The sequence below is a fragment of the Pseudomonas sp. S2_F07 genome (assembly GCF_054668325.1).
Window position 1 is genome coordinate 607,441 of record NZ_CP162758.1, and the last position, 13,156, is coordinate 620,596.

Sequence of the window (13,156 nt, forward strand, 5' to 3'; positions counted from 1 at the left end):
TCGACTATTAATAGCCACAGATAGTGTTGGGTTGAAAGCCCAGCTAGAGTTCAAGGCATTAGAGGTTCATTTGGCGAGGTTTGCGATGTCCCGCACGATCCGTTTTCACAAGTTTGGTCCAGCCGAGGTGCTCAAATGCGAAGAGCATGCGACGGCTCTGCCTGCACCGGGCGAAGTGCAGGTGCGCGTCGAAGCGATCGGCATCAGTTGGTATGACACTCTCTGGCGCCAGAACCTGGCCCCGTCCCATGCCCGTCTGCCTTCAGGCCTTGGCCAGGAGATGGCCGGTATCGTCACCGCTGTCGGTGATGGCGTCGATGACCTGGAAGTCGGTGACAAGGTCGCCAGCTTCCCGGCCCAAAGCCCGAACGACTACCCGGTCTACGGTGAACTGATCGTTCTGCCGCGCTCGGCGGTCACCCGTTATCCGGATGTGCTCAGCCCGATTGAAGCCAGCGTGCACTACACGCCGTTGTTGATTGCCTATTTCGCCTATGCCGATCTGGCACGGGTCAAGCCCGGGCAATTCGCCCTGGTGACCGACGCCAGTCATTGCGCCGGACCTTCGTTCGTACAACTGGGCAAGGCCTTGGGTGTTCGAGTGATCGCCGCGACCAAGACCGCGGAGGAACGTGAATACCTGCTGTCGCTGGGTGCCGATAAAGTGATCGTCACCGAGGAAGAAGATCTGCTGATGCGGATCAACAAGATCACCGATAACCGCGGCGTGGACGTGGTGTTCGATGGTTTGGGCGGTCCGCAGATGTCGTTGCTGGGCGATGTGCTGGCACCTCGCGGCAGCCTGGTGCTGTACGGCCTGCAAGGTGGCAACCAGACGCCTTTCCCGGCCTGCGCAGCGTTCCAGAAAAATATTCAGTTCTTCGTCCACTGCATTGGCAACTTCACGGGCAAGCCGGAACTGGGCATCACCCAGGACCAGGCCGCACTGCAACGTGCCTTGCGCGACATCAATCAGCTGACCGCCGACCGCGTTCTGCTGCCGCTCAAGACCCGGGTCTTCCCGTTTGCCGAGTTTGTCGAAGCACACCGCTACATGGACGAATGCCCGTGTCGCGAACGGGTCGCGCTGCAGGTCGAACCGGCGTAGCACTTATCCAACAGTCCTCCCAAGAGTCCGTGCCCGCACGGACTCTTTCGTTTCAACCCCCGAAACCCGTCGATCCGCAGGCCGGTCCAGCAACTGAACTGGTTTTTGCCCGTAATCTGTAGCTTCTAATCAGCCACTAAGCCCTGATAATTGAATGATTACTTTCATCTCAAGGAATGAGTCATGGCTGGGTATCAGGCTGGAACTTTTCACTGTGCGCCATCGGTGCAAATCTGCAAATTAGTTGGTTGTTTTTTAGTTGCCAAAAAGACAGCGACAACTTTCTTCCTTATTTCTTGTATTAAGTGTCTGTGGGACCTTGTCGGACATTTCCTAGGACTCCCGTTTAAAACGAGCAAGCCCTTGCCAGCTGGGCACTCCGGTCTTTCCTTTGTCTTTAAAACGAGGGGGCGCTGCGAACGTTTCAAATAATTTCAAGAAAATTCAAGTGTTAGCATTTGGCAATAAAGTCCATGACTCCATTCGCGCCGACAGTCCAACGGGATTTGCTGTCTGCACGATATTGAACTTACGAGTATCAGGTAAATAAAGATGACCAGCATCCATGACCAAGCGATGAACTATGTCTATCAACAAGTGCTGCAGCGATTACTGGGTTTTTTCTCCCGGGCCGAACGCACTGCATTGCAATTGTTGATTCAGCGCCTGGCGGTAGCGGCCGGGGGCATGGAGCGCATTGGCGATTACAAGGTGTTGGCGATCCAGTCCGGGGCTCGTGACAACTGTTACACGCTGGCGCTGTTGCGTGCTGCGCAGTTGACCATTGCTACCCGTACACCGGCGACATTCCAGTTGCGCATCGCCTCGTTACGGTTGAACGGAGCAAACTGCGCGGCCGTGGAAAACATGCACCGGACCAACAGCGCATTGTTTGTCTATGACGATCCCCGGGTCGAGGTGTTGATGGTCGATGATCGGGAGGTATTGCCGTTCAATCATCTGACGCCGGTCTCCGACGCCGGTCGCGAGTCCGGCCGCCTGAACCTGCTGCTGATCGGCCATCGCCGGGAATGGCGCGGCGGGTTCGACCTGTGGGATGACGGTTATCTGGCCACGGGAGAGTTCTACGGACAAATCGCCCGCTGGGACGGAGGTGTCGACGCGTTGCTCATCAGTGACACGCCGCGTCAGCAGAAGCAATTCATCGAGGGTTTGAAACGTGCCGCCACCAAGGCCGGGCTGCAGTTTTCCCACACGGGCGAGGCCGGTTATGCGGGGTTGTTTGCATTGCTCGATGAACTGGGCAGCGACTGTTATCAGGGGTTCTACGCCGATTACGCCCAGGCCCCGTGGCGTCCGCAAGAGCGCTTCGAGACCTGTCGCCGTACGGCCTGCATCGACATTCACGATTTGCTGGTCAGCAACCTGGAAGAACGCTGGCCAATGCTGACTGAATTTCTCGGCTTCCAGCCCGACGAACTGTCCGCGCAGATCAGCGACAACGAGTTTGTCAGCCCGTCGATCTCGGCGCACGTCAGGGGGTTGCAAGCGTGCTACGTGCAGGGCCGCAATTACGAATCCGGCATTGCGCAATACCTGCAACGCGCCCTGGTGATGATGCGCCGCAAGCGCGTGCCCGAGCGTTTGTGCGAGCAGGCCATCGAGGTCTTCGGCAATCCGGCGACAATGACCGAACTGCGCGCCCGGGCGGCAGCCGAGGCGCAAAAGAACCTGGGCCTGAGCGAAGCACAACTGGTGTGCCTGCTGTTTTCGCCTTTTATCGATAAAGGCGCGGGGCTCGAGCCTTTTCTGCGTCAGTGCCATCCGGGCATGCTGGTGGCCATGCCCGAGTTGCACAAGGCCATGCAGGGGCACCCGGTCGCCGAACAGATCATGCAATGGATGATTGATGTCAGTGGATTACCCCTGAGCCTGATTGGCCAGCTTTACCGCATGGAGTGGACGCCCGCAGTCGATGGCGGGGCGCCAGGGGCAATCATCCAAAGGGCTGCGTCGCACAATACGCCGGACGATCCTGACGCCGGCATCACGATGGAGGATGAATGGTCAGCGGGTCACTGAGCGTGGGCGGATTTTCAGCCAGCGTGGCTGGCCTTCGCCGATGAAAGGTCCACGAGAAACGGATTTCGCCTATCAGGCGGTTTATCGATACCTGGTCAGCCTGATCAACGAGTCTGAAGGGGATTCGCGCATCCGCCTGCCGTCGCTGCGGCATCTGGCTGAGCGCCTCAATGTGTCGATTTCGACCATTCAGTACGCTTATTCGCTGCTGGAGAAAGAAGGGCGCGTCTATTCGGTGGCCAAGTCCGGCTACTACGCGTTGCCGGTGTCCTCGATCAACCTGCAGGACAGCGGCAGCGACTTGCTGGAAGCGGTCTACGTCAATGCCAGGCGCCCGGGGATGCTGGTCCTGAGCGCCGATGAACCGGCGTTGCTGCAACCGCTCGACAGTCCTTTGTTGCTGCTGGAGAGGGAGTTGCTGCGCCAGTATCCCCGCCAGCCGCAGTCGCCTTCGCAACCCTGCGGCGAACTCGAATTGCGTACCGCCCTGGCAGCACGCTACACCACGTCTCCCATGCGTTACTGGCACGCCGACGATGTCTATATCGGCGCTGACCTGCGCGGTGTACTGGAAATCCTGATCGCCGTGCTGGGCTTGAAAGACGCCACGGTGGTGGTCGAATCGCCGTGCGACTGGACGATCCTGCGTTTGTTCCAGGCCGCCTGTGTGCGGGTGATCGAATTGCCTGTGCAAGCCGATGGTGGCCTGGACCCGGAACGGTTGAAAATGCTCCTGGATACCGAGCCGGTAAGGCTGGTGCTGTTGTCATCGGCCCTCAACATGCCCCGTGGCAGCCTGGCGCCTGACGACAACAGGCAGACCATTGCCCGACTGTTGGCCGCGTACGACAGCTGGGTGCTGGAGAACGACTGTTATGGCGAACTTGGATTCGACCTGGGCGGCGTGCGCTTTCGAGACTTGCTGGACCCTGAACGGCTGATGGTGTTTTCCACGTTCGAGAAAATCATCGGGCCGGAAGCGCCCTATGGCTATCTGCTTTCAAGGCATTTGAGCGCTGATCTGCAACGGCACTTTCTGCTGCGTTCCTTCCGACTCTCGCCGATTCGCCAGAAAGCCATCGCACGCTTGTACAGCAGCGGTCGCATCGATCAACACCTGCTGGTGCTGCGGCGGCTGCTCAATGAACGCAAGAATCAACTGACCCAGTTGTTGCAGGAGCGCTTGGGTGATGCCTTGCGTTTCGTCGAGCCAGAAGGTGGTGCAACGGTCTGGGTGCGCTCTTTGCGTCGGGTCAATGTCCGTCGTGTGTTCCAGCGTCTGCTGGCGCATCAGGTGGTCATTGCACCGGGGGAGCTGTTCAGCCTCCACGGTCTGCACGGACAGCATTTTCGCCTGAGCCATACCTTCGGTGGCGATCACAACCTGGCGGCCGCGCTGGGACTGCTGGGGGATGCGCTGCGCCTGGAATCGATCGAGTGAGTGACAAAAAATAACAACCGCCACTGTGTTGGATCGATTCCATCGCCTTGCGGTCCAACTGCCAGTAAACTGCGACCCATCTCCTGAACCACTCTATTCCAGAGGTTTTGCATGACACTCAGTCCTTTTGCGGGTAAACCGGCACCGGCACAATTGTTGGTCGACATCCCGCGACTGGTAACGGCCTATTACACCGGCCAGCCTGATGCCGCGATTTCGACCCAGCGCGTTGCCTTCGGCACGTCCGGGCACCGGGGCAGCTCGTTCGACTTGAGTTTCAACGAATGGCACGTGCTGGCGATCAGTCAGGCGATCTGCCTGTACCGCGAAGCTCAAGGCATCGACGGCCCGCTGTTTGTCGGCATCGACACCCACGCGCTGTCCACGCCGGCCGGCGCCAGCGCCCTCGAAGTACTGGCGGCCAATGGCGTGACTGTAATGATCGCCGAAGGTGACGAGTACACGCCGACACCGGCCATTTCCCATGCGATTCTCTGCTACAACCGCGGACGCACCAGCGGCCTGGCCGACGGCATTGTCATCACGCCGTCCCACAACCCGCCGCAAAGCGGTGGCTATAAGTACAATCCAACCAACGGTGGCCCGGCCGATACCCACATCACCAAGTGGATCGAAGCCAAGGCCAACGAACTGCTGGCCAACAAGCTCGCTGGCGTCAAGCGCATCAGCTACGAGCAGGCACTGAAGGCCGGCACCACCCATCGCCACGATTACCTCAACACCTATGTCGCCGACCTGATCAACGTGATCGACTTCGACGCCATCCGCGACGCCAAGCTGCGCCTGGGTGTCGATCCGCTGGGTGGAGCAGGGGTGCGCTACTGGTCGGCGATTGCCGAGCATTACCGCCTGGACCTGGACGTGGTGAACAAAGAGGTCGACCCGACCTTCCGCTTCATGACTGTCGACTGGGATGGCCAGATCCGCATGGACCCATCGTCCAGCCACGCCATGCAAGGCCTGATCGGCCTGAAAGAACGCTTCGATGTGGCGTTTGCCTGCGATCCGGACCACGACCGCCATGGCATCGTCACCCCGTCCGGTGGCTTGCTGGCGCCGAACAACTACCTCGCCGTGGCCATCGACTACCTGTTCCAGAACCGTCCGCAATGGCGCGCCGATGCTGCAGTAGGTAAAACGGTGGTCAGCAGCGGCCTGATCGATCGCGTGGCCAAGCGCCTGGGTCGTCGCCTGTACGAAGTGCCGGTCGGTTTCAAATGGTTTGCCGATGGTCTGTTTGACGGTTCCCTGGGTTTCGGCGGTGAAGAAAGCGCCGGTGCCTCGTTCCTGCGCAAGGACGGCGGCGTCTGGAGCACCGACAAGGACGGTTTGATTCCGGCCTTGCTGGCCGCCGAGATGACCGCCCGCACCGGTCGCGACCCGAGCCGGGCGTACCGTGCCTTGACCGACGAACTGGGTGAGCCGTTCTCGGTACGGGTCGACGCCAAGGCCAATCCGGAGCAGAAGGCGCTGTTGAGCAAACTCTCGCCGCAACAGGTCACCTCGACCCAGCTGGCCGGCGAGCCGATCCAGAGCATCCTCAGCCACGCACCGGGCAATGACCAGGCCATTGGCGGCCTCAAGGTCATGACCGAGAACGGTTGGTTCGCGGCACGTCCGTCGGGCACGGAAGACATCTACAAGATCTACGCCGAAAGTTTTGTCAGCGACGACCACCTCAAGCAACTGGTGGCCGAGGCGCAAACGCTGGTCGATGGTGCCATTTCCGCGAAATAAACACACAACCCTGCAGCAACTAAAAAGGGGCGACCATTCACGGCCGCCCCTTTTTTTGTGCCGCCCGGCATTTACCGAATCAGGCCAGATCCACCAGAACAATCTCGCTGTCCTCGATGGCCGTCACCCGCAGCACTTGCTCATCGGCAACCGCTACACCGTCTCGAGCTTGTACACGCAAGCCATTGACTTCAATGATCCCGGTAGCCGGCACCAGGTACGCACGACGCCCCTTGTCCAGCGGGTATTCGGCAGACTCACCGGCCTTCAGATTGGCCGCTACCAGCCGGGCATCGGCGCGAATACGCAGGCTCTGGTCGTCGCCTTCCTTGCCGCTGGCCAGGGTGACAAAGCCTTCGCGGTCGCCTTTCGGGAACGGCTTGGCGCCCCAGGACGGCGCCAGGCCGGACTCGTTCGGGATGATCCAGATCTGGAAAATCCGGGTCGGCGTCGCTTCCAGGTTGTACTCGCTGTGGGCGATCCCGGTGCCGGCACTCATGACCTGGACGTCACCGGCTTCGGTGCGGCCCTTGTTGCCAAGGTTGTCCTGGTGGGTAATGGCGCCTTCGCGGACATAGGTGATGATTTCCATGTCGCGGTGCGAGTGTTGCGGGAAACCGGTGCCCGGGGCGATCACGTCGTCGTTCCAGACCCGCAGGTTGCCCCAGTTCATGCGCTTGGCATCGTAGTATTCGGCGAACGAAAAATGATGGTGGGCATCCAGCCAGCCGTGGTGAGCGCCGCCGAGGGAGTTGAAGGGTCTGAGTTCAAGCATGATCGTCTCCAGGAAAGGTTCGTCATGGGGCCAGGTGCCTGAGCCACGAAGCGAGACCGGTGAGTGATGACGGCCATCATCCAACAGGTAACAATCGATAAAAAGCGTAAAAAATGCAGCATTCCCATCGAATGGATTGATATAAAACGAGCTCGAAATTTTGTCATCCAGCTTTCACTTCATCGCATAAGCCAATGAGACATAAGCAATTGACTAGAACTCGACGGCAAATGCAGACACCATAGCGCCCAACAGCCTCACACCCTGGAGTCAGTCCGCGTGCCGCAACACACCCCAGATCTTCCGCCTGAACTTCGCCCCCTGGCCGAGATGCCGCTGATCAAGCGATTGCTCGCCCGATTCTTCGGCTACAGTCTGACCCGCCTGCACGCGCAGCATCGTGCGTCGTGGCTGCATGGCCAGGCCGACGGTTTTCGCAGCGGTCACAGCGCCGGGGTCGATTACGGCTACAAGGAAGGCAAGCTCGAAGGGCTGGAAGAGGGTCGGCAGGTCCTGCTGATCCGCGACTCGCGCTGCACTGAACACCGACCGCCGAATGTCGATGACCTGTTGTTCGACGATTGGCGCCTGCCGTTGAGCGCCGAGTTGAAGAAGCGCATGAAGGCCGATGTCGCCCGCTTGTTGCCGGCCCATGCCCAGCCCAGCGCCGCACAGTGGAAAATGATCTTCAGCGATACGCCGTCCACCTCGGTGATCGCGGGTGCCGGTGCTGGCAAATCGACCACGTTGGTGCTGCGAATCCTGCTGTTGACCCACTACCTGGGCTTTGAACTGAGTTCGATGACGGTGGTGACCTTCACCCGCGAGTCGCGCAAGGACTTCATCAACAAGCTGATCGAACTGTTTGCGCTCTGGGGCCGCGCGATCAGTTTCAAGGAGGCACGTGATCTGGTACGCACCTTTCACTCGCGGATCCTGCCGATGGTGCGCAGCCTTGCGGGTTTCGAGCGTTTGCAGGCTTTCGAGAACCTCAGCCTGCGGGCCGCACAGGGCGATGAGGAGGCCGACAGCAATCCGTTCGATCTGCGCATCAACGACGCTCAACGCCAACAGCTCAACGCCTGCTATCACCGCCTGCACAGTGTCGATGAGCGTTTTCGCGAGTTGATCAAGCCACTGTCCCGGCATGCCCTGCAACTCAAGGAACTGGAGCGCGATCACCCCGATGTGCAGAAACGCATGGGGGTTACCGAACTGGCGGCCAAACGCGATGAAGAACTGTGCGATGCCATCGAGGACCTGTGGTTTCGCGCCGGTGCCTGGCCGATCAAGGGCATTGAACCGAATCGCCAGTCGTTCGATATCAACGGTTCGACATTCCATTGCCACGGCCACATCCCGTCCCTGGATGCCTGGGTGGTGCTGGGGTTCGATCCTCGGGAAAACCCGCAGGTTACGCGACCGAACGCCAAGCTGACGGTGCGCGCAGAGTGGGCAGTAAAGCGCACCCTGTTTCAAGCTTTCTGTCGTAAGCCTTTGATATGGCTAGATAGTTACGAATCATCCAGACGTGTTCTGGCCTCGCTTGCCGGCGATGCCAGCGCCGGGCCGGGCTTCGATTACAAGGTCAAGGGCGAGCTCGCTTCCGCGCCGCTGCTCGATTGCTTTGTCGCCGCCGCCGGGTTCATCGAAAACCTCGGGCTGGATGTGCCGAGCGCGGTAGGCCAGATGAGTTTCGCCAAGGACGATCCCGACCGGTTCTTCTTCGAAGCCTTGAGCCTTTATTGGCGGGCGCTGGAAGATCACTTGCTGGATCAGAAGCCGCCGATCATGACCTACAACCGGATGTTCGCCCTGTTCAGCGAGCATTCGCCGGAGAACCTCAAGCTGCTCGGCGATGAGCTGCTGCGGCCGCTGTCGCACCTGATGATCGATGAATTCCAGGATGTCTCGCCGCAGATCGTCTCCTGGATCAGGGCCAGCCTGGCAGAGATCCGCAGTCGCGGGCCGGCCATGCACGTCGGGCGCGGCGCCCAGCGCTCCTCGCTGCTGTGTGTGGGCGATGACTGGCAGTCCATCTACGGGTGGCGCGGCAGTTCGCCGAGCTACTTCATGGAGTTCAACAAGGAGTTTCCGTCGCCGAGCACCACCAAGGTCATGCTCAGCGACAACTACCGCAGCCACCAACACATCATCGATGCCGCCGAGCACATCGTGCGTGCAGCACCGGCGATTGCCGGGAAGAAAGCCAAGGCCAGCGGCGAACCCAAGGCGTTGCTGCCGGTGAACGTCCACGATCGTGATGACCAAGGCATGGCCCAACGCCTGATGGAGCATTACCGAAAGGGCGATTCGATCTTGATGCTTTATCGAAAAAGCAGCGATAAGTTATTGATAGAAGAGCACATTCAGTCTGTAGTTAATGTTGATTCTAGCTTGCCGTATGAGGCTCGCAGGCTCAAGCAACTGACCTATCACAGTGCCAAGGGCCTCCAGGCCGATGCGGTGTTTTTGCTGGGCGATTGCCAGCACCTGACCAGCTCGCCTTACAAGAATCAGGTTTACCGCATGGCGGGCCTGGGCAAGGCAGGTGACAGCGAACCCTACGACAACGCCCAGAAGGACGAGATCCTGCGGCTGGCCTATGTAGGGATTACCCGCGCCGTCAGCCATTGCTACTGGTACGTTGACGCACAAGACACCCAGGCCGCGAACATGCCCAAGGCTTCCGACCGGATCGGCAAGGGCAAGGCGTTCTTTGTCGACCATCGGCAGGGCAAAGCTTCTACTTGAGCGATTGTTCACCCACAAAAAAGCCCACCTGACGTGGGCTTTTTTGTGGGTGTTCAGCCTTCAGGCATAACTTCTGAGGGCTTGTGGTGGTACGAAAGCTTCAAGTTCATCCTCCACCGCTTCGATTATTCGCTCTACATCCGCGGCATTCATGACGGTGGCGCACGGAATGCCGGCAATGGCGATCATGGTCTCGCCAGTGGCACGATCAAACAGACGGGCAATCATGCTGCCCGGCGCGTCCATGCTCGCCTCGAAACCCATGGGATGAAAATGCCAGCGCATCAGCTGGCAGGCGTTTGGAAACGTGACTTTGCTGAACCCTTTATTCATGTGTTGCCCACCTTCATTATCGAGCGCTTCCTTTAGCTCATGGTAGGAGGGAAGAACCTTCATTGGTTCAACCAGTGACAGGTTTTAAAAGTAGCATCCGGTTGTGAAAATATTGTGGATTTTTCAGGTCGTTTGGCGATTGCCAACGTTTTTTTTGATCCAGCTCACGCTTGTCGGCCATTTGCGGGCGCCTGCCATCATCGGTTAGTCGTTGAAGACAAAGCGCAAGTTGGGCAAGCTCGGTGTTTTTTCGTCGAGATGTTCAATGCACGCCGATGATGATGGCCCGCTGCAAACCCAGGCCACGGGCGAGACGGTCATGCGCTATCACTTGCGCTGGAAGCACCGGGATCTGGACGGCGTCATGGCGCTTTATCACCCTGAGGTCCAGTACAACGATTTCTTCCAGAACAAGCTCATGGGCCTGGCTGAATTGCGCGAGTACGTACGCAGCAGCATGCCCCGGGACCCGGATGAGGCGCTGGAGCATTCCGACCGCATTCGACTGGACGGCAATACCGCGTTCATTCAGTACCGCATCACCCTGCGCGGCGGTGAAGGGTTGGTGTCGTTCCGCGCCAGCGAAGCGATCACCGTCAAGGACGGGCTGATCTGGCGGGTCAATGAATATGCTTCATTGGTGCATGAACAACCCGGCAGTAAAACGTCCGGCAACCATCGCCCGGCGGTCAGCCGGCTCGGCCTGTCGCCGCGCCAGTTGAGCTTCATGGCCGATGACCTGCAGCAGTATTTCCAGGGTCAACAGCCATATCTGGACCCGGATCTCGATCTGCAACGGGTGGCGAAGGAGTGTGGCTACAGCCGCAACCAGATTTCCTACCTGTTGAACCAGGTGCTGGGCCAGAGCTTCTACCGCTACGTCAACCAGGCACGCCTGCAACATTTGCTTGCGGCGCTGGATGCCGCCACACCGCCAGTGCGCATCGATGAACTGGCCTTCGCTGCCGGATTCAATTCGCTGTCGGCGTTCTACAGCTGTTTCCGCCAGCATACCGGCCAGTCACCCAAGGCTTACGTCAAACAAATTTCTTTGCGTGCACGCGCGCAAGACAGCGCCTGAGCCCACGCACTAGGATCGACGCCATCGAAGTTTGAGTGGCGGAGTCTTGCATGCCGGCGTGGCGCACTATCAGTTTGTGGATGGACCAGCTCGACGAGCCGCTGTTGGCGCGTCCGGCGCTGGAGCGGGACCTGGATGTCGACGTCGCGATCATCGGCGCGGGCTACACCGGGCTCTGGACCGCGTACTACCTCAAGCAGCACAAACCAGACCTGAACATCGCCATTGTCGAAGCGCAAACCGCCGGTTTCGGCGCGTCGGGGCGCAATGGTGGCTGGCTGATGGGTAATTTGCTGGGGGAGGATCGCCTGCTGGCCAATCTCTCAGCCGAAGAACGACGTGCCTCCTACGATTTGCTGCACAGCATTCCGGATGAAGTGGAAATTGTCCTCGAACGAGAGGGGATCGACTGCGATTACCGTAAAGGCGGGGTGCTGTATTGCGCCGCACGCTATCCGGAGCAGGAGGCCAGCCTGCGTCATTACCTGGACGATCTCCACCGCCAGGGCCTCAACGACAGCCACTATCGCTGGTTGAGCCCGGAGCAACTGGCGCAACAGATCCGCGTCGCGAAACCTTACGGCGGCATCTACGCGCCGCACGTGGCGACCATCCACCCGGCCAGGCTGGTACGGGGGCTGGCCCGGGCGGTGGAGCGGCTGGGCGTCAGAATCTACGAAAACAGCCCGGTCACCCATTGGCAGTCCGGCAGCCTGCGCACGGCGAAAGCTTCGGTGCACAGTCGCTGGGTGGTGCCGGCGGTGGAAGGCTACTCCGTGACGCTGCCGCCATTGGGGCGTTACCAGATGCCGGTGCAGAGCCTGATTGTCGCGACCGAGCCATTGCCCGCGGCCACCTGGGACGAAATCGGCCTGAGTCGCGGCCAGGCGTTCAGCGAGGCCAGTCGCCAGGTCACCTACGGTCAACGCACCGCTGACAACCGACTGATTTTTGGCGCCCGTGGCGGCTACCAGTTCGCCGGCAAGCTGCGCCACGACTTCGACCTGACCGCTGACGAAATACAGCTGCGGCGCTACCTGTTCGGCGAACTGTTCCCGCAGTTGAAGAACGTGCAGATCACCCATTCCTGGGGCGGCAACCTGGGCATGTCCCGGCATTTCCAGCCGCACATGCTTTGCGACCGGGCCAACGGCATTGCCCTGTCTGGCGGTTATGGCGGGGAGGGCGTTGGCGCCAGCAACCTGGGGGGCCGCACGCTGGCTGACCTGATCCTGGGGCGCGACACCGAACTGGTGCGCCAGCCGTGGGTCATCCCCCAGCGCGGCCTCGACGCACTGCGGGCCTGGGAGCCGGAGCCAATCCGCTGGCTCGGCTACAACGCGATCATCCGCAGCTTTGTCCATGAAGACCAGACCCTGGCCAACCCGGCCACTGCGCCCTGGCGGCGCAAGCTGGCCAGCGGGGTCGCCGGTTTCATGGAAGGTTTCATGCACTAAACGCGCTTCTACATCGACAGGTATTCCCATGAGCATCACGCAGTTCAAGAACACCGCAACCCTGAAACTGGACGAATCCAATCCGGTCGCCGTGCCCCTGGGCACCACCGTGGCCGTGGCGTCGACCACCAGCGTCGAACGCGACGACGGCGTCGAGACCGGCGTCTGGGAGTGCACCCCGGGGCGCTGGCGGCGGCAGATCGTCGCCCAGGAATTCTGTCACTTCATCCAGGGCCGCTGCACCTTCACCCCGGACGGCGGCGAGCCCCTGCACATAGAAGCCGGCGACGCACTGATGTTGCCGGCCAACAGCCTGGGCATCTGGGACATCCAGCAAACCGTGCGCAAGACCTACGTGCTGATTTTTTGAGTTTTCAATTCTTTGAAATTTGAAAGCTGATCCTTT

Annotated in this window: 10 protein-coding genes; 8 read left to right on the top strand and 2 right to left on the bottom strand. The window is 59.9% G+C overall.

Features of this window, described 5'->3' with window-relative positions; all coding sequences use genetic code 11:
• The first annotated feature begins 85 nt into the window (after window positions 1-85).
• The 4 genes from AB4O40_RS02675 to pgm all read left to right on the top strand — a co-directional run bounded on the left by AB4O40_RS02675 (window position 86) and on the right by pgm (window position 6,350).
• Window positions 86-1,108 (top strand): zinc-dependent alcohol dehydrogenase family protein, encoded by a 1,023-nt coding sequence (locus AB4O40_RS02675; RefSeq protein ID WP_056724755.1) that lies wholly within the window; start codon window positions 86-88, stop codon window positions 1,106-1,108.
• Window positions 1,109-1,660: 552 nt separating this feature from the next.
• A complete protein-coding gene (locus AB4O40_RS02680; protein ID WP_056724757.1) occupies window positions 1,661-3,151 on the top strand; it encodes a hypothetical protein in 1,491 nt (496 codons plus the stop codon).
• Window positions 3,152-3,191: 40 nt separating this feature from the next.
• Window positions 3,192-4,592: an aminotransferase-like domain-containing protein gene (locus AB4O40_RS02685; protein ID WP_056725106.1), complete on the top strand. Its 1,401-nt coding sequence runs from the start codon at window positions 3,192-3,194 to the stop codon at window positions 4,590-4,592.
• A 111-nt stretch (window positions 4,593-4,703) separates the two neighbouring features.
• Window positions 4,704-6,350: a phosphoglucomutase (alpha-D-glucose-1,6-bisphosphate-dependent) gene (gene pgm / locus AB4O40_RS02690; RefSeq protein WP_056724759.1), complete on the top strand. Its 1,647-nt coding sequence runs from the start codon at window positions 4,704-4,706 to the stop codon at window positions 6,348-6,350.
• Window positions 6,351-6,429: 79 nt separating this feature from the next.
• Here the strand turns inward: pgm and AB4O40_RS02695 are convergent, their stop codons facing one another.
• Window positions 6,430-7,125: a pirin family protein gene (locus AB4O40_RS02695; protein ID WP_056724761.1), complete on the bottom strand. Its 696-nt coding sequence runs from the start codon at window positions 7,123-7,125 to the stop codon at window positions 6,430-6,432.
• Between the two features lie 279 nt (window positions 7,126-7,404).
• Here AB4O40_RS02695 and AB4O40_RS02700 point away from each other — a divergent pair, with 279 nt between their 5' ends.
• Window positions 7,405-9,879 (top strand): UvrD-helicase domain-containing protein, encoded by a 2,475-nt coding sequence (locus tag AB4O40_RS02700; RefSeq protein ID WP_409079025.1) that lies wholly within the window; start codon window positions 7,405-7,407, stop codon window positions 9,877-9,879.
• A gap of 60 nt (window positions 9,880-9,939) precedes the next feature.
• Here AB4O40_RS02700 and AB4O40_RS02705 read toward each other — a convergent pair whose 3' ends face one another.
• Entirely contained in the window at window positions 9,940-10,212 is a 273-nt protein-coding gene (locus AB4O40_RS02705) for a DUF1652 domain-containing protein (RefSeq protein ID WP_008050083.1), read from the bottom strand.
• Between the two features lie 265 nt (window positions 10,213-10,477).
• On the opposite strand from AB4O40_RS02705, the gene AB4O40_RS02710 reads away from it, so the two are divergent.
• The 3 genes from AB4O40_RS02710 to AB4O40_RS02720 are packed head-to-tail and all read left to right on the top strand — an operon-like array spanning window position 10,478 to window position 13,120.
• Window positions 10,478-11,293, top strand: coding sequence for a helix-turn-helix domain-containing protein (locus AB4O40_RS02710; RefSeq protein ID WP_223541226.1), 816 nt, complete (start codon window positions 10,478-10,480; stop codon window positions 11,291-11,293).
• Window positions 11,294-11,343: 50 nt separating this feature from the next.
• On the top strand, window positions 11,344-12,750 hold the full coding sequence (locus AB4O40_RS02715) for an NAD(P)/FAD-dependent oxidoreductase (RefSeq protein WP_056724767.1): 1,407 nt from the start codon (window positions 11,344-11,346) through the stop codon (window positions 12,748-12,750).
• Between the two features lie 28 nt (window positions 12,751-12,778).
• Complete coding sequence (locus tag AB4O40_RS02720) at window positions 12,779-13,120, top strand: cupin domain-containing protein (protein WP_056724769.1); 342 nt, start codon at window positions 12,779-12,781, stop codon at window positions 13,118-13,120.
• Window positions 13,121-13,156 lie beyond the last annotated feature (36 nt).